At 73.5% G+C, this 17,900-nt stretch carries 20 protein-coding genes; 13 read left to right on the forward strand and 7 right to left on the reverse strand.

All coding sequences use genetic code 11. The features are described 5' to 3' along the window. Positions 1-77 precede the first annotated feature (77 nt). The 8 genes from QK442_RS02620 (at position 78) to QK442_RS02655 (ending at position 7,444) form a co-directional block, all read left to right on the forward strand. Positions 78-761, forward strand: coding sequence for a GPR1/FUN34/YaaH family transporter (locus QK442_RS02620; protein ID WP_282692121.1), 684 nt, complete (start codon positions 78-80; stop codon positions 759-761). A gap of 670 nt (positions 762-1,431) precedes the next feature. Then, positions 1,432-2,277, forward strand: a complete 846-nt coding sequence (locus tag QK442_RS02625) for a HipA family kinase (RefSeq protein WP_349239629.1) — start codon at positions 1,432-1,434, stop codon at positions 2,275-2,277. After that, positions 2,274-2,657 carry a DUF3037 domain-containing protein gene (locus tag QK442_RS02630; RefSeq protein WP_282692123.1) on the forward strand — a complete coding sequence of 128 codons (384 nt, stop codon included), beginning with the start codon at positions 2,274-2,276 and terminating at the stop codon, positions 2,655-2,657. Before QK442_RS02625 ends, QK442_RS02630 begins: the two co-directional genes overlap by 4 nt. A 165-nt stretch (positions 2,658-2,822) precedes the next feature. Beyond that, entirely contained in the window at positions 2,823-3,584 is a 762-nt protein-coding gene (gene fabG, locus QK442_RS02635; RefSeq protein ID WP_282692124.1) for a 3-oxoacyl-ACP reductase FabG, read from the forward strand. Between the two features lie 34 nt (positions 3,585-3,618). Further along, entirely contained in the window at positions 3,619-4,386 is a 768-nt protein-coding gene (locus tag QK442_RS02640) for an SDR family oxidoreductase (protein WP_282692125.1), read from the forward strand. Between the two features lie 148 nt (positions 4,387-4,534). Further along, positions 4,535-6,115, forward strand: coding sequence for an ABC transporter substrate-binding protein (locus tag QK442_RS02645; RefSeq protein ID WP_282692126.1), 1,581 nt, complete (start codon positions 4,535-4,537; stop codon positions 6,113-6,115). Positions 6,116-6,216: 101 nt separating this feature from the next. Continuing rightward, entirely contained in the window at positions 6,217-6,900 is a 684-nt protein-coding gene (gene ung / locus QK442_RS02650) for a uracil-DNA glycosylase (RefSeq protein WP_282692127.1), read from the forward strand. A gap of 70 nt (positions 6,901-6,970) precedes the next feature. Continuing rightward, a complete protein-coding gene (locus QK442_RS02655) occupies positions 6,971-7,444 on the forward strand; it encodes a hypothetical protein (protein WP_282692128.1) in 474 nt (157 codons plus the stop codon). Between the two features lie 19 nt (positions 7,445-7,463). On the opposite strand, the gene QK442_RS02660 is transcribed toward QK442_RS02655, so the two are convergent. The 3 genes from QK442_RS02660 to QK442_RS02670 form a co-directional block, all read right to left on the reverse strand. Beyond that, a complete protein-coding gene (locus QK442_RS02660; protein ID WP_282692129.1) occupies positions 7,464-8,027 on the reverse strand; it encodes a hypothetical protein in 564 nt (187 codons plus the stop codon). A 113-nt stretch (positions 8,028-8,140) separates the two neighbouring features. Next, positions 8,141-8,680: a DinB family protein gene (locus QK442_RS02665; protein WP_282692130.1), complete on the reverse strand. Its 540-nt coding sequence runs from the start codon at positions 8,678-8,680 to the stop codon at positions 8,141-8,143. Next, positions 8,668-9,351 (reverse strand): TetR family transcriptional regulator, encoded by a 684-nt coding sequence (locus QK442_RS02670; protein ID WP_282692131.1) that lies wholly within the window; start codon positions 9,349-9,351, stop codon positions 8,668-8,670. The genes QK442_RS02665 and QK442_RS02670 overlap by 13 nt, the downstream gene beginning before the upstream one ends. A gap of 109 nt (positions 9,352-9,460) precedes the next feature. Between QK442_RS02670 and QK442_RS02675 the strand changes: the two genes are divergently transcribed. Both QK442_RS02675 and QK442_RS02680 read left to right on the forward strand, forming a co-directional pair. Next, positions 9,461-10,654, forward strand: coding sequence for an FAD-dependent monooxygenase (locus QK442_RS02675; RefSeq protein ID WP_282692132.1), 1,194 nt, complete (start codon positions 9,461-9,463; stop codon positions 10,652-10,654). A 65-nt stretch (positions 10,655-10,719) separates the two neighbouring features. Next, a complete protein-coding gene (locus tag QK442_RS02680; protein ID WP_282692133.1) occupies positions 10,720-11,625 on the forward strand; it encodes a Gfo/Idh/MocA family oxidoreductase in 906 nt (301 codons plus the stop codon). Here QK442_RS02680 and lnt read toward each other — a convergent pair. Both lnt and QK442_RS02690 read right to left on the reverse strand, forming a co-directional pair. Further along, positions 11,570-13,171: an apolipoprotein N-acyltransferase gene (lnt, locus tag QK442_RS02685; protein WP_282692134.1), complete on the reverse strand. Its 1,602-nt coding sequence runs from the start codon at positions 13,169-13,171 to the stop codon at positions 11,570-11,572. The two genes, QK442_RS02680 and lnt, sit on opposite strands and share 56 nt — an antisense overlap. A gap of 57 nt (positions 13,172-13,228) precedes the next feature. Further along, positions 13,229-13,675: a nuclear transport factor 2 family protein gene (locus tag QK442_RS02690; RefSeq protein ID WP_282692135.1), complete on the reverse strand. Its 447-nt coding sequence runs from the start codon at positions 13,673-13,675 to the stop codon at positions 13,229-13,231. A gap of 79 nt (positions 13,676-13,754) precedes the next feature. Here QK442_RS02690 and QK442_RS02695 point away from each other — a divergent pair, with 79 nt between their 5' ends. Then, positions 13,755-14,348, forward strand: coding sequence for a flavin reductase family protein (locus QK442_RS02695; RefSeq protein WP_282692136.1), 594 nt, complete (start codon positions 13,755-13,757; stop codon positions 14,346-14,348). A gap of 67 nt (positions 14,349-14,415) precedes the next feature. Here the strand turns inward: QK442_RS02695 and QK442_RS02700 are convergent, their stop codons facing one another. Beyond that, the gene (locus QK442_RS02700; RefSeq protein WP_282692137.1) at positions 14,416-15,291 is read right to left on the reverse strand and encodes an undecaprenyl-diphosphate phosphatase; all 876 of its coding nucleotides are present in this window, start codon (positions 15,289-15,291) and stop codon (positions 14,416-14,418) included. Positions 15,292-15,372: 81 nt separating this feature from the next. Beyond that, positions 15,373-16,104, reverse strand: a complete 732-nt coding sequence (locus QK442_RS02705; RefSeq protein WP_282692138.1) for a TVP38/TMEM64 family protein — start codon at positions 16,102-16,104, stop codon at positions 15,373-15,375. 38 nt (positions 16,105-16,142) lie between these two features. Here QK442_RS02705 and QK442_RS02710 point away from each other — a divergent pair, with 38 nt between their 5' ends. Next, positions 16,143-16,904: a DNA alkylation repair protein gene (locus QK442_RS02710; protein ID WP_282692139.1), complete on the forward strand. Its 762-nt coding sequence runs from the start codon at positions 16,143-16,145 to the stop codon at positions 16,902-16,904. Between the two features lie 65 nt (positions 16,905-16,969). Beyond that, complete coding sequence (locus QK442_RS02715; RefSeq protein ID WP_282692140.1) at positions 16,970-17,884, forward strand: patatin-like phospholipase family protein; 915 nt, start codon at positions 16,970-16,972, stop codon at positions 17,882-17,884. Positions 17,885-17,900 lie beyond the last annotated feature (16 nt).

Consider the following 17,900-nt stretch of genomic DNA (forward strand, 5'->3'; position numbering starts at 1 on the left):
CCGATACTGACCGTGCGGTGCAGACCGAGCCTTGCCACGCTGGGGCCGGGGGGGGCACTTCCTACGAAGGAGGACTGATGACAGGCATCGCACCGCCGCGGTCGGCACCGTCGGCCGTGGTGCACCTGCGCCCGCTCGCCACCCCGCTGCCCATGGGCTTCCTGGGACTGGCCGCCGGCACCTTCGTCGTGGCCGGGCTGCAGCTGGGCTGGGTGCCACAGGCCCAGGGCAACGCCGTCGCCCTGGTGCTGGTGGCGTTCGTCTTCCCCCTGCAGGCCGTCGCGGCGCTACTCGGCTTCTTGTGCCGGGACGCGGCCGCAGCGACCGGCATGGCGGTACTGGCAGGCACATGGCTGTCCCTGGGCCTGATCACCCTTGCCGGTCCACCGGGCACCACCAGCGAGGCCGCCGGACTGCTGCTCGTGCTGTCAGCCCTGGTCCTGTGGGTCCCCGTGGCGGCCGCCGGTCCGGGAAAACCCGTGGCGTCCGGAGTCATCGCGCTGTCATCGCTCCGCTTCGCGGTGACAGGCGTCCACGAGCTGTCCGCTTCCGAGACATGGAAGGACACCGCGGGCATCGTCGGCCTCCTCCTCGCGGCGGCCGCCGTCTACGCAGCCTTCGCGCTGGCCATCGAGGACCAGCGCAGGCACCCCCTGCTGCCCACCTGGCGTCAGGGGGCAGGTGCCGCAGCCATGCACGGTGACTGGTCCGACCAGACCGAGGAACTGGTACACGAAGCCGGAGTGCGGCGCCAACTGTGAGTGCCCCGCCGAGCCGACCGGCACCTACGCCTGGGTGACGGCGCCTGATCGTGCCACCGGTGTCCACACGGTTCCTTCCCAGTCGGTGCGGAGGGCGGCCCCGGATCCGTACGGGCACCGGCGGGCGCCTGTGTCTCGGTGACCGCGGCGCGGACGAAGCTTCAGCTGGTGCGTGGCGCGGTGACGACGTGGACCAGGAGGGCGACGGGCCGGCGGCCGAAGCGGACCTGATCGGCTGCCCAGTCATCCGTCGTTGCCACGGGTGCATCCGCCCGAGCGGGTAGCCGGCCGCGAGAGCGACGACCGCGGTGACGACGATGGCCATCACGAGCACCGCATCCCGATCGCGGACGGCCGCGGCCTCCACGTGCGTCAGCACGCCTACGCCTCGATCGTGTGGGAAGCCGGGGAGTCCCTCGTGCCCCGGCTCGGTGGCTCGGACGCTCCCAGCCGACGATCACCCCCGGTTACTATGCTCACTTCATGCCGGAAGTCGGCAGCAAGGGACGCGGCGCCGTCGACGGGCTGCTGGGGGAGCGGGGAGACCGGCTCGCCGGCCGAAACTCCCCGGATTCTCCCCAGCGCCGTCGACCGGTGATTCCTGCCTCTGTGCCCCGGAGAGGTCGTCCGTGGGTCGTAAGGCTGAAGAGATGGGTGGCCTGGGAAAGTGTTGGAAGAGGTCGCAGCGACCCGCTACGTCACGCCCTTGCGTGAGGGTGGATCGCTCCCGGGGATCGTCGAGGCAGACGACCTCGGCACGTACGTCATGAAGTTCACCGGTGCCGGACAGGGACGCAAGACCCTCGTCGCCGAGGTGATCTGCGGGCAGCTCGCCCGGCGGCTCGGGCTGCGTGTGCCCGAGCTGGTCACCCTTCAGCTCGACCCGGTCATCGGGCTCTCCGAGCCAGACCAGGAGGTGCAGGAGCTGCTCAAGGCGAGCGGCGGGCTCAACCTGGGGATGGACTTCCTGCCGGGCTCGCTGGGCTTCGACCCGCTCGCGTACGAGGTCGGCCCGGAGGAGGCCGGGAAGGTCGTCTGGTTCGACGCGGTGATCAACAACGTCGACCGGTCCTGGCGCAACCCGAACATGCTCGTCTGGCACGGCGACCTCTGGCTCATCGACCACGGCGCCACCATGATCTGGCACCACAACTGGCCGGGCGCCGCCGCCTCCGCCGCCAGGCCGTACGACGCCTCCGACCACGCCCTCGCCCCCTTCGCCCCGGACATCGCCGCGGCCGCCGCCGAACTGGCGCCGCTCGTCACCAGGGAACTGCTCGACGAGGTCGCCGCCGACGTGCCCGACGAGTGGCTGGTGGACGAGCCCGGCTTCGACTCCACCGACGCGCTGCGCGCCGCGTACGTCGAGGCCCTGCTGCCGCGCGCCGCCACCATCCACGAGCGGATCACCCTCGGCCCGCGCGCCGAACGCCGCCCGCAGCAGCCGCCCGGCTGGCTCGCCGAGCGCCTCGCCCCCCGGCCGCACCACGCCCCCGAGAAGGACAGCACCACGTGACCGACCGCGATGTCTTCGAGTACGCGCTGCTGCGCGTGGTGCCGCGCGTCGAGCGCGGCGAGTGCTTCAACGCGGGCGTGGTCGTCTACTGCCGCGCCCGGTCCTTCGTCGCCGCCCGCACCCACCTCGACGAGGCCAGGCTGGCCGCGCTCGACCCGGCGGCCGACGTCGCCGGCGTCCGCGCGGCCCTGCGCGCCGTCGAAGGGGTCTGCCTCGGCGGGGACGCGGCCGGGCAGGCCGCGGGGGACGACGCGGGGCGGCGCTTCCGCTGGCTGATCGCGCCGCGCTCCACGGTGGTCCAGCCGGGTCCGGTCCATACGGGCCTCACCGCCGACCCCGAGGCGGAGGTGGAGCGCCTGCTCGATCTCCTGGTGCGGTGACCCGCCCCCTCCCCGTGCGGTGACGACGGAGTGACAGGGCGCACCCGGTGGGCCGTTGACACCGGGTGCCAGGGCTTCTAGCGTCTCGTCCTGCGGTCGATACTAAGCGGTCGCTCATGTCCCGGCGGAGAGCCCGGGAACCCCTGAGGGCGAGGAGAAGCAACCATGTCCACCACCGAGCAGCGCGTAGCCGTCGTCACCGGTGCCGCACGGGGCATCGGCGCCGCCACCGCCGTCCGCCTCGCGGCCGAGGGCCGTGCCGTCGCCGTCCTCGACCTCGACGAGGCGGCCTGCAAGGACACCGTCGAGAAGATCACCGCCGCCGGCGGCCGCGCCCTCGCGGTGGGCTGCGACGTCTCCGACGGCGCCCAGGTGGAGGCCGCGGTCGCCCGGGTCGCCGCCGAGCTCGGCGCGCCGACGATCCTCGTCAACAACGCCGGCGTGCTCCGCGACAACCTCCTCTTCAAGATGTCCGAGTCCGACTGGGACACGGTCATGAACGTGCACCTCAAGGGTGCGTTCCTGATGGCGAAGGCCTGTCAGAAGCACATGGTCGACGCGGGCTTCGGCCGGATCGTCTCGCTCTCCTCCTCCTCGGCGCTCGGCAACCGCGGCCAGGCCAACTACTCGGCCGTCAAGGCCGGTCTGCAGGGCTTCACCAAGACCCTCGCCAAGGAGCTCGGCAAGTTCGGCATCACCGCCAACGCCGTCGCCCCCGGCTTCATCGTCACCGAGATGACCGCCCAGACCGCCGAGCGGGTCGGCATGGGCTTCGAGGAGTTCCAGGCCGCCGCCGCCTCCATGATCCCGGTCGCGCGCGTCGGCCGGCCCGAGGACGTCGCCAACGCCATCGCCTTCTTCACGGGCGACGACGCCGGCTTCGTCTCCGGCCAGGTCATGTACGTGGCCGGCGGCCCGCTCAACTGACCCCGCGGCGAGAGACGAGAGTGAGGGGAGCGGGATGACCGCACAGCAGCCGCCGGAGCCCTCCGGCAGGGTCGCGCTCGTCACCGGCGCCAGCCGGGGCATCGGCTACGGCATCGCGGAGGCGCTCGTCGCCCGCGGCGACCGGGTCGTCATCACCGGGCGCGGCCAGGACGCCCTCAAGGAGGCCGTGGAGCGCCTCGGCGCCGACCGGGCGGTCGGGGTGGCGGGCAAGGCCCACGACGCAGCCCACCAGGCCGCCGCCGTCGAGGCCGCGATGGACACCTTCGGCCGCCTCGACCACCTGGTGAACAACGCCGGTACGAACCCGGTCTTCGGCCCCCTCGCGGACCTGGACCTGGACGTGGCCCGAAAGGTCTTCGAGACCAATGTCGTCTCGGCGCTCGGTTTCGCGCAGCGGACCTGGCACGCCTGGCAGAAGGAGAACGGCGGCACGATCGTGAACATCGCCTCCGTCGCCGGAATCTCCGCCTCCCCCTTCATCGGGGCGTACGGGGTGAGCAAGGCCGCCATGATCAACCTGACCCAGCAGCTGGCGCACGAATTCGCGCCGGCGGTCCGGGTCAACGCGATCGCGCCGGCCGTCGTGAAGACGAAATTCGCCCAGGCGCTCTACGAGGGCCGGGAGGCCGAGGCGGCCGCCGCCTACCCGCTGGGCCGGCTCGGCGTGCCGGAGGACATCGGGGGCGCCGCGGCCTTCCTGACCTCGGACCGGTCGGCCTGGATCACGGGCCAGACGCTGGTCGTCGACGGCGGCGTTTTCCTGAACGCCGGAGTCGGCTGACCGAATACCGGACACTTCCCGGATTTCGTGTCCGGATTGGCCCCGATTGCGTATCGATTGCCTCAAGTGCCCCGCCGGGCTCACCCATTGACCTGGCGGGGTACTGCGGTATCGTCGGCCGACCCCAGGCTGAACGAGGAGCGTGCACGTGTTCAACCGGACGAGTCTGCAGGCCGCTGCAGCCCTTGCGTCCATATCCCTGGTATCCGGATGCGGTGTTTTCTCGGATACCGAATCCGCCGGGGAGCAGAGGATCACGATCGGGACGACGAGTTCCCCCTCCACCCTCGATCCGGCGGCTTCCTGGGACAATTCCTGGGAGCTTTTCAGGAACGTCTACCAGACCCTCCTGAGTTTCCCCACGGGAACCACCACCCCGAAGCCGGACGCGGCCGACTGCAAATTCACGGACACGTCCAGCCGGATCTTCGAGTGCACGCTCTTCGAGGGGCTCACGTTCTCCAACGGCCACAAGCTCGACGCCGAGGCCGTGCGGCACTCGATCGAGCGCATCCGCACGATCGACGCCGAGGGCGGCCCCAACGGCATGCTCGGCTCGCTCAACTCCATCGAGACGGTCGGCGACCGCACGGTCGTCTTCAAGCTCAACAAGGCCGACGCCACCTTCCCCTTCGTCCTCGCCACCCCCGCGATGTCGATCGTGGACCCGGCCGAGTACCCGGCCGACCAGCTGCGCAAGAAGGACGGCAAGATCGCCGGCTCCGGCCCGTACGTCCTCGACGGCTACGAGGAGCGCAAGCAGGCCGAGCTGTCCCGCAACCCGAAGTACAAGGGCTTCGCCGACCGCAAGAACGGCGGCGTGACCATCAAGTACTTCGACGAGTCGGAGGCGATGGTCAAGGCGCTGCACGCCGAGGAGATCGACGCCACCTACCGCGGTCTGACCGCCGAGGAGGTGAGCTCCCTCCAGGACGACAAGGAGGAGAACCAGGGCCTCCAGCTGGTCGAGTCCACCGGCGCCGACATCCGCTACCTGGTCTTCAACACCGAGGACGAGTCCGTCGCCGACCCGGCGGTCCGCAAGGCGATCGCCCAGGTCGTCGACCGCGACGAACTGGTCAGCAAGGTCTACCGGGGCACCGCCGAGCCGCTGTACTCGATGGTGCCCAAGGGCATCGCCGCCCACACCACCAAGTTCTTCGACACCTACGGCCACCCCGACAGGGCCAAGGCGAAGAAGATCCTGGAGAAGGCCGGCATCACCGAGAAGGTCGAGCTGAACCTCTGGTACACGACCGATCGGTACGGCTCCTCGACCGCCGCCGAGTTCGCCGAGCTGAAGCGCCAGCTGGAGGAGTCCGGCCTCTTCAAGGTCACCGTCCAGGGCAAGCCGTGGACCGAGTACCAGGCCGCCTACCAGAAGGGCGAGTACCCCGTCTTCGGCCGCGGCTGGTTCCCCGACTTCCCGGACCCGGACAACTTCGTCGCCCCCTTCGTCGGCAAGAAGAACGTGCTCGGCACCCCCTACCTGAGCCCGCGCATCACCGACGAACTGCTGCCCAAGTCCCGCCGCGAGAGCGACCGCGGGGCCGTCACCGACGAGTTCGTCGAGGCCCAGTCGATCATGGTCGACGACGTCCGGCTGCTGCCGCTGTGGCAGGGCAAGCTGTACATCGCGGCCCGCGAGGACATCGGCGGCGGCGAGCGCGCCCTCGACCCGCAGACCGTCATGCAGCTGTGGGAGCTGCACCGCCGGGCCAGCTGGTAAGGCCGGGGAGGCCGCCGGTACGGGAGCCGCCGGGACCCGCTGTCAGTGGGGCCCGGTAGGTTCCGTGTCCGGAACTGCCGAACCACCGGAGGGTGTGGACCGTGACCGACATCAACATGCTGCCCGAATCCTGGCGGGGCGTCCTCGGCGAGGATCTGGACAAGCCGTACTTCGCCCAGCTCGTCGAGTTCGTCGAGCAGGAGCGGGCCGCCGGTCCGGTCTACCCGCCGAAGGACGAGGTCTTCGCGGCCCTGGAGGCCACCCCGTACGACCGGGTGAAGGTCCTGATCCTCGGTCAGGACCCGTACCACGGCGAGGGCCAGGGCCACGGCCTGTGCTTCTCCGTCCGGCCCGGCGTGAAGACCCCGCCGTCCCTGCGGAACATCTACAAGGAGATGCAGGCCGAGCTGGGCCTTCCGATCCCGGACAACGGCTATCTGATGCCGTGGGCCCGGCAGGGCGTGCTGCTGCTCAACGCGGTCCTCACCGTCCGCGCCGGCGAGGCGAACTCGCACAAGGGCAAGGGCTGGGAGAAGTTCACCGACGCCGTCATCAAGGCCGTCGCCTCCCGCCCGGACCCCGCCGTCTTCGTCCTGTGGGGCAACTACGCCCAGAAGAAGCTGCCCCTCATCGACGAGGAGCGGCACGTCGTGGTGAAGGGTGCCCACCCCTCGCCGCTGTCGGCGAAGAAGTTCTTCGGCTCCAGGCCGTTCACCCAGATCAACGAGGCCGTCGCCGCCCAGGGCCACGAGCCGATCGACTGGCGCATCCCGGACCTCGGCTGAGCCTCGGCGTGATCGGGGCCGCGGCCGGTTAGCGTCGTTCCTCCACGCAGTGCGAGCGCCGGGAGGCCGGGTGACCGAGCAGCAGCGGACGTCGGACGAGGGGGTCCTGACCAGGATCGGGCAGGCGAGGATGCTGCTCCACGGCGGGGACCGGGAGGAGGCCCGCAACCGCCTCGGCACCCTGTGGCAGCAGCTCGACCCCGACGGGGACCCCCTCCACCGCTGCACCCTCGCCCACTACCTGGCGGACGCCCAGGACGACCCGGACACCGAACTGGCCTGGGACCTGCGCGCCCTGAGCGCCGCCGAGGGCCTGGAGGACGGGCGGGCGGCCGCGCACGGCTCGGCCGCCGCCCTGCGGGCCCTCTACCCCTCGCTCCACCTCAACCTCGCCGCCGACTACGCCAAACTGCGGCGGCCGGACGCGGCACGGACCCACCTGGACAGGGCCCGCGCCGCCTCCGAGGCCCTCGACGACGACGGCTACGGGAGGGGCGTCCGGGCCGCGATCGAACGGCTGGACCGGCGGCTGCGCGAGGGGTGAGCCGCCCAGGGGACCGCGCTCAGTGCCGCTCGGACGCGCCCTGGCACAGCTCGGCCCGCGCGCTTCCCGACTTCCAGGCGCCGTACCGCTCACCCAGCTCGCACACGTCCGCGCCGGTGACCGGGGGCGCCTCCTCCGGCCGCCCCGCCGCCCGCTCCGGCTTGTGGACCTCGGGCACGAACGGGCGCGGCACCTCGGCCCGGGCCCGGGCCCGGGGCAGGGCCGGCGGACGGTCGGGGACGGGGGAGGGCTCCGGGGCGGCGGAGGGCTCGGGGACGGTGGCGGTACGGGTCGGGGCGGGAGTACGGGACGGGGCCGCGTCGCCGGTGGCGCGCCGGGTCTCGCCGCGAGGCGGGACGGCGGTGGGCGCCGGCGAGGGGAGGGCCGCTTCGAGCGCTTCCCTGGCCGGCCCCTGGAGGACGATCTGCGGCTCCACGTCCTGGGCGGGCCGTACGGGCTCGGCGGTGGGCGCGGGGGCCGGGGCGGGGACCGGGGGCGGGCCGTCGACGGCCATGCACCCGGTCAGGGCGGCGGCGACGGCCGCGCCGGCCAGGAGCTGCGCGGGGGTTCGGGTTCCTTGCACCCGCGCCACTCTGCTGGTCCGAAGACGATCTTCGAACCCCTACCGGCGGGGAATGCCCCGCACGGGTGAGCGGCCGGTCGTCCCCTTGACCGGGTGGCCCGGGGGACAGGGCGTCAGGCGCCGGTGGCGCCGTCGATGCGCTCGCGGATGAGGTCGGCGTGGCCATTGTGCCGCGCGTACTCCTCGATCATGTGGAGGTAGATCCAGCGCAGGTTGTAGAGCTCGCCGGTGCGGTGGTGGTGGCCCGCGCCGATGTCGTCGAGGGAGTGCTTCGCGGCCAGCGCGCGGGCGTGGGCGATCTCGGCCTGCCAGGTGGCGTGGGCCTCCTCGTAGGTGTCGTCCTCGGTCGTGCGGATGTCCCGGTCGAAGTCCTCGTCGGTGGCGTAGAGCCAGGGGGTCTCCTCGCCGGAGAGGACCTTGCGGAACCAGCCGCGCTCGACCTCCGCCATGTGGCGCACCAGGCCGAGCAGGTTGAGATCGGAGGGCGGGACGGAGACGGTGCGGAGCTGCTCGTCGGTGAGGCCCGCGCACTTCGTCGCGAGGGTCGCGCGATGGAAGTCGAGCCACTGTTCGAGGGCCTGGCGCTCGCCCGTGGTGGTGGCCGGCCAGACGCGCTCGGGTGCCGCGGTGTGATCGGTGGTCATGAGGGGCATCGTGACGGACCGTCGGGCCGGGCGCCAGCGGTTTGGCGTGTCGGCCCGGTGAGCATTCCGCGCAGCAGCTCGTCGAAGCCGGTCCGCAGTTCCGTACGGCTCGGTACGGCCGCGTGGAAGGAGCCGGCGGCGCAGGAGAACATCAGCCCCTCGCACCAGGCGATGACCGAGAGTGCGTGCCGCTCCGGGGCCGGCGAGCCGGCGCCGCGCATCATCGCGACCACCGGGTCGCGGAAGGCGGAGCCCGCCCGGTCGAAGAAGCCGCGCAGCTCGGGGCGGCGGGTCGCCTCCAGGGCCAGCTCGTAGCGGGAGACGAGCAGCGCGCGGTGGTCGGTCAGATAGCGGTGCAGCGCGAGCGCGAGGGCGTCCGCGAGGAGGCCGGGGTCCGCGCCGGGCGGCGGCAGCTCGTGCGGGGCGAGGACCTGGGCCTCGCGCTCGGCCTGGCGGCGCACGGCCGTCTCCAGGAGGGCCTGGCGGGTGCGCGCGTGGTTGGAGGTCGAGCCCTGCGGCAGTCCGGCGCGCTCGTCCACCGCCCGGTGGGTCAGCCCGCGCATCCCGCGCTCCACCAGCAGGTCGAGCGCCGCGTCGCCGATCCGCTCGGCACGGGTCGGGGGAGCGGAGGCGGCGCCGGGGCCCGGTGCGGGGGCCTGGGGCGGGGTGCGCGCGGTCATGGGGACAACCTACCTATCGCGCCGGACTACACCCGTAGTACGGTTGCGGCAGCGCTGGAACTACAGCTGTAGTCCAGCGGTCTCTGTCGTCCCGTCCGAGGGAGCAGCCATGCCGCAGCACCGTGCCGTCGTCCTGGGAGCGGGCATCGGCGGCCTCACCGCCGCCGTCGCCCTCCACCGCCGGGGCTGGGCCGTCACCGTCCTGGAACGCGCCGCCGACCTCGCCCCCGTCGGCGCGGGCATCGGCCTCGCCCCCAACGCCCTGCGGGCCCTGGACACGGTCGGCCTCGGCGACCGCGTCCGCGACCTCGCCGCCTGGCAGGGTGAGGGCGGGATGCGGTCCCCGGACGGTCGCTGGCTCGCCCGCACCGACGCCCGCGCCGCCACCGCCCGCTTCGGCGACCCCCTCGTCCTCCTCCACCGCGCCGCCCTCGTCGAGATCCTCGCCTCCGCCCTCCCCGCCGGGACGGTCCGCACCGGTGCCCCCGCCGCGCTCACCCACCCCGGCGACGCCCGGACACCCGCCCGCGTCACCACTCCCGACGGCGAACTGGAGGCCGAACTCGCCGTCGCCGCCGACGGGATCCGCTCCGCCGCCCGCGCCGCGCTCTTCCCCGCCCACCCCGGCCCCCGCTACTCCGGCTGCACCACCTGGCGGCTCGTCGTCCCCGCCCCCGACCGCCCCTTCGCCCCGCACGAGACCTGGGGAGCCGGACGCCTCTGGGGGACCCAGCCCCTGAAGGACGGCCGGATCTACGCGTACGCCATGGCCGCCGCGCCCGCCGGAGCCCATGCCCCCGACGACGAACGGGCCGAACTCCTCCGGCTCTTCGGCGACTGGCACCACCCCGTGCCCGAAATCCTCGCCGCCGCCGAGCCCGGCCAGGTGCTGCGGCACGACGTCCACCACCTCGTCGACCCGCTGCCCGCCCACCACCGGGGCCGTACCGCGCTCCTCGGCGACGCGGCGCACGCGATGATGCCCAGCCTCGGACAGGGCGGGAACCAGGCCGTCGAGGACGCCGTCGTCCTCGCCCACCACGCCCGCGTCCCGGCCGCTTTCTCGCCGGACCGGGACCTCGCCGCGTACACCGCCGACCGGCTGCCCCGCACCACCGCCCTCGTCCGCAAGGCGGCCCGCACCGGCGCCCTCACCCTCGTCTCGGCCCGCCCCGCCGTCGCCCTGCGCGACACGCTCGTGCGGACCGTCTCGCGCTTCGGCCCCGGCTTCCTCCTCCGCGGCTTCGACGGCATCGCCGACTGGCGTCCCCCGGTCCCACAGGACCGCTCCCGCGTAAGCTGACCGGCGCGAACGGCTCTCGTACCACGGGCCGTCGGACCACCGCAGAGGCAGAGGGAGAGAGCCCCGTGAAGATCGGCTGCATCGGACTCGGCGACATCGCCCGGAAGGCGTACCTGCCCGTCCTCGCCACCCTCCCCGGGACCGAACTCCACCTCCAGACCCGCACCCCCACCACCCTGGCGCGGGTCGCCGACACCCTGCACCTGCCGGAGGCGCGCCGCCACCGGGACCTGGACTCGCTGCTCTCCGCCGGACTCGACGCGGCCTTCGTGCACGCCTCCACCGCCGCCCACGCCGAGATCGCCACCCGCCTCCTCGACGCCGGCGTGCCCACCTACGTCGACAAGCCGCTCGCCTACGAGTACGCCGACTCCGAGCGGGTCGTCGAACTCGCCGAGAAGCGGGGCGTCTCGCTCGCCGTCGGCTTCAACCGGCGCTTCGCCCCCTGCTACGCCCAGTGCCTCGACCACCCGCGCGACCTGATCCTCCTGCAGAAGAACCGCATCGGCCTCCCCGAGGACCCGCGCACCCTCGTCCTCGACGACTTCATCCACGTCGTCGACACCCTCCGCTTCCTGCTCCCCGGCGAGGTCGACCACATCGACGTCCGGGCCCGGATCCGCGACGGCCTGATGCACCACGTGGTGCTCCAGCTCTCCGGCGACGGCTTCACCGCCCTCGGCATGATGAACCGGATGAACGGCTCCACCGAGGAGGTCCTGGAGGTCTCGGGACAGGACACCAAGCGCCAGGTCCTCAACCTCGCCGAGGTCGTCGACCACAAGGGCCAGCCCACCGTCCGCCGGCGCGGCGACTGGGTGCCGGTCGCCCGGCAGCGCGGCATCGAACAGGCCGTGCTCGCCTTCCTCGACGCCGTACGGGACGGCAGGACGCTCAGCGCCCGTGACGCCCTGCTCACCCACGAACTGTGCGAGCGGGTCGTCCGCGACGCCCTCCACCAGGCCTCCTGAGCGCCCCGGCGCCCGCCGCCGCGCACACCGCGCCGACCACGACGAACGCCCCGTACAGCGGCCAGTCGCCCCAGCGGACGTACCCCGTCGTCGCCTCCGACAGGGGCAGTTCCCGTACGACGGCACCGCTCACGTCCGTGCCCATGGGCGGCCCCACCCGCCGGCCGTCGGGGCCGTACGCGGCGCTGATCCCCGTCAGCGTCGCGTGCACCACCGGGCGGCCCGTCTCCGCCGCCCGCAGCGCGGCCAGCGAGGCGTGCTGCGCGGGCGCCCAGCTGTGCTGGAAGGTGCTGGTCGCGGACTGCACCACGACCACGTCGGCCCCGTCCCCGACCAGGCGCCGGCTCATGTCGGGGAACGCGGACTCGAAGCAGACCAGCGGCCCGACCCTCAGCGGCTGTTCGCCGTCGGGCAGGCGCATCACGACCGGTGCCGTCCCACGCCGCCGGTCCTCCTCCGCCGCCCTGCCCACGGACGTCGCCCAGCCGAGCAGACTCCGGGCCGGTATGTACTCGCCGAAGGGCACGAGCCGCATCTTGTCGTACCGGTCGCCGGTCGGCCCGCCCGGCGCGAAGAGCAGCGCGCTCTTGTAGATGCCGGGGCGGTCCGCGCGCCGCGCGTCCACGTTCACCAGGAGCGGCGCGTCCACCGTCCGCGCGAGAGCGGTGAGCCGCGCGGTGAGCGCCGGATCACCGGCCGGGTCCCGGCCCACCCCGCTCTCGCCCCACACCACCAGGTCGAGCCGCTGCCCGGCGAGGCCGCGCGTCAGCTCCGCCGCCCGGTCGAGCCGCCGCTCCGCGCCCTCCGGCCCGCCGTACACCCCCGGCTGCACCATCGCCACCCGCACCGAACCCGACGGGCGCGGTGCCCCCACGCCCCACGCCGCGGTCCCCGCCACCAGGGCGCAGCCGGCCAGCCCCGCCACCCCCACCGACCGCAGCCCGGGCGCGGCGACGAGCAGCACCACGGCCGTGTTCACCGCCACCACCAGCAGGCTCACCAGCCACACCCCGCCCACCGACGCCAGACGCAGCGCCACCGGCACGTCCCACTGGCTCGCGCCCAGCAGCCCCCACGGCCCGCCCAGTCCCTCCCACGACCGCACCAGCTCGATCAGCAGCCACCCCGACGGCACGGCGAACAGCGCCGCGACGGCCCGCCGCAGACTCGGCCCGCCGCCGAGCAGCGCCCGCGCGAGCACCGCCCACGGCACCCAGAGCAGCCCCATCAGCGCCGCCATGACCAGCAGGAACACATGCACGTTCGGCAGCAGCCAGTGGTGCGCGGCCAGCAGGAACCCGATGCCCCCGCACCACCCGTCAAGCGCGGCGCGGCGCGTCCCCGGGGCCGTACGCACAAGCAGCAGCCAGGGCACGAGACAGACGTACGCCCACCACCACAGCCCAGGTGCGGGGAACGCGAGCGCCGGCAGCGCGCCGAGCACGACGGCCAGCAGCGACCGGAGCACCCCCGCCCGCCGCGTACCCGCACCCCGCCCGGCGTCCGGCCCGGCGCCCGGCTCCGCGCGCCCGAAGGGGTTCCGCATGGCGTGCCTCCCGCCCGTCGCCTCCAGTCTGCGCCCGCCCGCCGGGCCGGGGCCCGCTCAGGGGAGCCGGCGCCAGCGCTCCTCGACGACGACCGAGCGCAGCCGCCAGCCGTCACCGGTACGGCGCGCCGCGAAGGCGTACCGGCCGCCGCAGACGAAGTCCTCGCCGGAGGCCGTCCGCATCGGGTTGACGTAGTCGGCGCGGACCTCGGCCGCGTCGCCGTCCTCGGCGTAGCCCTGGGGCAGGTGGAGGGTCACCCGTCGGTTGACGATCAGGTGCTGGCGCACCGGGAAGAGCGTCATCGTCTCCGCCAGCCAGTCGGCCACCGCCGCCACGGGCCCCTCGACGCCGCCGGAGCCGGAGTAGTCGGCGTGCCCGTCGGGGGTGAAGAGGGCACGGTAGGCGGCCCAGTCGGCGTCGTCCACGGCCGCCGCGTAACCGGTGATCAGGTCGTCGATGGCGAGCCGGTCCATCACGTTCGCGAGGTCCACGCGCTGCGTCATCGCCTCAGTGTCGGGCAGCGGGCGTGCGAGGCCAAGAGGCGTGCGGCCCCTCGTCCCGTACGAAGGTCATACTGGCCGGATGCGTATCGACGTCGACCCGTCCCTCACCGACCCCACCTCCGTCTACCGGTTGCTGACCGCGACCGTCGTCCCCCGGCCGATCGCCTGGGTGTCCACGAGCTCCGCCGACGGCACGGACAACCTCGCCCCGCACTCCTTCTTCACCATCGCCTCGGTGGACCCGCCGGTCGTGCAGTTCACCTCCGTCGGCCGGAAGGACTCGCTGCGGAACGTGGAGGAGACCGGCGAGTTCGTGGTGAACCTCGCCCCCGAGGGCCTCTTCGAGCAGATCAACGCGACCGCGACGGACTTCCCGCGCGGGACGAGCGAGTTCGACGCGTGCGGCGTGGAGCGCGAACCGAGCCTCCGGGTGAAGGCCCCGCGCGTGGCCGCCTCGCCGGTGGCGCTGGAGTGCGTCCTGCACAGCACGCTCCGGATCGGCGACTCGACGGTGGTCTTCGGACGCGTCGTGCACGTGGCCGTCGACGAGGCGTACATGGCCGACGGCCACCCCGAGATCACGCGCATGCGGCCGCTGACCCGGCTCGGGAAGAACGAGTGGGGGACCCTGGGAGACATCCGGGAGATCGCCCGCGTCCCGTACCGGGGCTGAGACGACGAACCGGGGGCGGGCCCGCCGTGCGCGGGCCCGCCCCCGGTCGGGCGGTGGGGGCGGCCGGTCAGCCGCCGGACTCGCCCGCGTGCGGGCTGAGGACACCCGCGCCGACCAGGATGAACAGCAGGATGCCCAGCGCGATCCGGTAGATCACGAACGGCATGAAGGACTTCGTGGTGATGAACTTCATGAACCACGCGATCACCGCGTATCCCACCCCGAAGGCGACGATCGTCGCGAAGACCGTCGGCCCCCAGGACACGTGCCCGTCCTCGGCCGCGTCCTTCAGCTCGAACGCGCCGGAGGCGAGGACGGCGGGGATGGCCAGGAGGAACGAGTAGCGGGCGGCGGACTCGCGGGTGTAGCCCATGAGCAGACCGCCGGAGATGGTCGCGCCGGAGCGGGAGACGCCCGGGACGAGGGCCATCGCCTGGCAGAAGCCGTAGATCAGGCCGTCGCGGACGCCGAGGTCCTTGAGCGTCTTGCGCTCGCGGACCGCGCGGTGCCGGCCGCCGATCTCGTCACGGGCGGCGAGCCGGTCGGCGACGCCGAGCACGACGCCCATCACGATGAGGGTGGTGGCGGTGAGCCGCAGATCGCGGAAGGGGCCCTCGATCTGGTCCTTGAGCGTGAGGCCGAGGACACCGATCGGGATCGAGCCGACGATCACCAGCCAGCCCATCTGGGCGTCGTGGTCGGAGCGCATCTCCTTGTCCGTCAGCGACCGGAACCATGCCGTGACGATCCTGCCGATGTCCTTGCGGAAGTAGATCAGGACGGCGGTCTCCGTACCGATCTGCGTGATCGCCGTGAAGGCGGCGCCGGGGTCCTCCCAGCCGGCGAAGGCCGCGGTCAGCCGGAGGTGCGCGCTGGAGGAGATGGGAAGGAACTCCGTCAGCCCCTGGACGAGCCCGAGGATGAACGATTCGAACCAACTCATGGGGCTTGGGCCGTCCCGTTATGTACGTGTGCGGTCAGAAGGTCGAGCGCAGAGTACCGCCCCAAGGTGACGGGCCCGTGATCAGGTCCGGTCGGCGACGGCCGCGACCGTCACCGGACGCCGCAGGGCGTGCCGTTTGCGCCAGGCCACCACCGCCGCGCCCAGCATCGACAGCGCGATGAAACCCGCCGAGACCAGGAACGCGGGGGAGCCCGGATCGCCCGCCCGCGCCCCGGCCACCACGTAGGCCGCCGTGTTCGGCACCGTACCGATCGCCGTCGCGAGCAGGAACGGCACGTATCCCATCCGGGAGACGGCCGCGCAGTAGTTGGCGGCGGCGAACGGCACGCCGGGGAAGAGCCGGATCGCCAGCATCGAGCGGAAGCCGTGCCGGCTCAGCTGCCCGTCCGCCGCCCGCAGCCACCGCCCCCTGAGCAGCGGCCGCAGCGCGTCCTGCCCGAGCGTCCGGCCCAGCGTGAACGCGATCCCCGCGCCGAGCACCGTCCCCGCGACCGCCGCCGTGAGCCCGGCACCCGAACCGAAGAGCGCGCCCGCCGCCAGGTTGAGCACCGGCCGCGGCACGAACGCCGCCGTGCACAGCCCGTACGCCAGGCCGAAGAGCAGCACCGCGCCCGCGCCGCCCGTGCTCGGCCACCCCGAGGCGAGGAGCCGCTGCGGCTCGTACAGCACCACCAGCGTGGCGGCGCTCAGCAGGACGAGCGCGAGCAGCGAGAGCCGCGACCGGGGCGAGAGCAGGGCCCGGGAGCAGCGGACGGCGAACGGGTCCGTCGGCCGGGGCACGGGAGCGAGCATCCGGGGAGAGTAACGGACACCTCCGTATGATCGCCGTAATGTGCGCCATGTCCGCCCCCGACCCCGCCTCCGGTCCCGCGTCCGGCTCCGGCCCCGGTGCCGCGCCCGGCGCTGTCCCCGACAGCGAGCTCGCCGACGTCCTCATGGCACGGCTGACCACGCTCTACCCCGCCGCCGGGAACCCCTTCCGGGCGCAGGAGATGGTCGCGTACATGAAGGGCGTGGCGCCCTTCCTCGGCATCCGGACGCCGGAGCGCCGCGCGCTCTCCCGGACCGTCCTCGACGGCACGCCCCGCCCCGCCGAGCCCGACTGCGCGGCCGTCGCCCTGCGCTGCTTCGCCCTGCCCGAGCGCGAGTACCACTACTTCGCCGTCGACTACCTGCGCCGCCACGTGAAGCGCTGCTCGTCCGGCTTCCTGCCCGTCGCCCGCCGGCTCGTCACCACCGTCTCCTGGTGGGACACCGTCGACCACCTCGCCGCCCACGTCGTGGGCGGACTCGTCGCCGCCGACCCCGCGCTCGCCGGGGAGATGGACGTCTGGATCGACGACGAGGACCCCTGGACCGCCCGGACCGCCCTCCTTCACCAGCTGCGCTTCAAGGAGGGCACGGACGCCGACCGGCTCTTCTCCTACTGTCTGCGGCGGGCCGCCGACACCGACTTCTTCCTCAGGAAGGCGATCGGCTGGAGTCTGCGCGAGTACGCCAAGACCGCCCCCGGCGAGGTGCGGGCCTTCGTCGCGGAAAACCGTTCCCTCTTCTCCCCGCTCTCCGTCCGCGAGGCCCTCAAGCACCTGTGAGGGCGGCGGGTCCGGCGGGCCACCCCGCCGGGGGCGCCGTCCGACGGCTGCGTCAGACTCGGATCATGACGGACAAGGAGACGACGCCCACGGGCGGTGCGACGGGCGGAACGGCGGGCGGCAGGACGGCACTCGTCCTCGGAGCGGGCGGGCTCGTCGGCGCCGCCTGGGAGGTCGGCATCCTCCACGGCCTCGCCGAGGCGGGCGTGGACCTCTCCGACGCCGACCTGGTCGTCGGCAGCTCCGCCGGCGCCGTCGTCGGCGCCCTCCTCACCTCCGGCACCACCACCCCCGCCGAACTGTACGCGCGCCAACTCGACGGTACGGACGCCGAACCGGCCGTCCGCTTCGGCGCCGGAACCCTCCTCCGCTACACCCTCGCCGTGCTCACCTCCCGCACCCCGGAGGCGTACGGGCGCAAGCTCGGCAGACTCGCCCTGCGCGCCCGCACCGTCGACGAGGCCACCCGGCGGGCCACCGTGGCGAAGCGGCTCGGCGACGTCACCTACTGGCCCGACGCGGGCCGGCTCCGGCTGACGGCCGTCGACGCGGAGAGCGGCGCGCTCGCCGTCTTCGACGGCGGTACCGGAACCGGCGGGGACGGCGTCGGGCTCGTGGACGCGGTCACGGCCAGCTGCGCGATCCCGGGGGCCTGGCCGCCCGTCGGCCTCGCGGGCCGGCGCTGGATCGACGGCGGGGTCCACTCCACCGCCAACGCGCACCTCGCGGCCGGGTGGGAGCGCGTGGTCGTCGTCGCGCCCACCGCGACGGGCAGCAAGGCCGTGCACTCCCCGGCCCGCCAGGCCGCCGCCCTCACGGCCGCCGGCGCCCGTGTCGAGGTGATCACCCCCGACGCGGACGCCAAGGCCGTGATCGGGGTCCGGGCGCTCGACCCCGCCCAGCGGGGCGCCGCCGCCCGCGCCGGACGCGCCCAGGCCGCGGCGCACGCGAAGGCGGTCGCGGCCGTGTGGAGGGGGTGACGGGCACCGGGCCGTA

The sequence above is a fragment of the Streptomyces sp. CC208A genome, from assembly GCF_030010625.1.
Taxonomy (GTDB): domain Bacteria; phylum Actinomycetota; class Actinomycetes; order Streptomycetales; family Streptomycetaceae; genus Streptomyces.

What these genes read in the sequence shown, in the direction of transcription:
- fabG (WP_282692124.1), top strand. Translation starts at nt 2,823, where the DNA reads ATGTCCACCACCGAGCAGCGCGTAGCCGTCGTCACCGGTGCCGCACGG.
- QK442_RS02695 (WP_282692136.1), top strand. Translation starts at nt 13,755, where the DNA reads ATGCGTATCGACGTCGACCCGTCCCTCACCGACCCCACCTCCGTCTAC.
- QK442_RS02670 (WP_282692131.1), bottom strand. Translation starts at nt 9,351, where the DNA reads ATGACCGCGCGCACCCCGCCCCAGGCCCCCGCACCGGGCCCCGGCGCC.
- QK442_RS02665 (WP_282692130.1), bottom strand. Translation starts at nt 8,680, where the DNA reads ATGCCCCTCATGACCACCGATCACACCGCGGCACCCGAGCGCGTCTGG.
- QK442_RS02675 (WP_282692132.1), top strand. Translation starts at nt 9,461, where the DNA reads ATGCCGCAGCACCGTGCCGTCGTCCTGGGAGCGGGCATCGGCGGCCTC.
- lnt (WP_282692134.1), bottom strand. Translation starts at nt 13,171, where the DNA reads ATGCGGAACCCCTTCGGGCGCGCGGAGCCGGGCGCCGGGCCGGACGCC.
- QK442_RS02715 (WP_282692140.1), top strand. Translation starts at nt 16,970, where the DNA reads ATGACGGACAAGGAGACGACGCCCACGGGCGGTGCGACGGGCGGAACG.
- QK442_RS02705 (WP_282692138.1), bottom strand. Translation starts at nt 16,104, where the DNA reads ATGCTCGCTCCCGTGCCCCGGCCGACGGACCCGTTCGCCGTCCGCTGC.
- QK442_RS02620 (WP_282692121.1), top strand. Translation starts at nt 78, where the DNA reads ATGACAGGCATCGCACCGCCGCGGTCGGCACCGTCGGCCGTGGTGCAC.
- QK442_RS02640 (WP_282692125.1), top strand. Translation starts at nt 3,619, where the DNA reads ATGACCGCACAGCAGCCGCCGGAGCCCTCCGGCAGGGTCGCGCTCGTC.
- QK442_RS02710 (WP_282692139.1), top strand. Translation starts at nt 16,143, where the DNA reads ATGTGCGCCATGTCCGCCCCCGACCCCGCCTCCGGTCCCGCGTCCGGC.
- QK442_RS02700 (WP_282692137.1), bottom strand. Translation starts at nt 15,291, where the DNA reads ATGAGTTGGTTCGAATCGTTCATCCTCGGGCTCGTCCAGGGGCTGACG.
- QK442_RS02690 (WP_282692135.1), bottom strand. Translation starts at nt 13,675, where the DNA reads ATGACGCAGCGCGTGGACCTCGCGAACGTGATGGACCGGCTCGCCATC.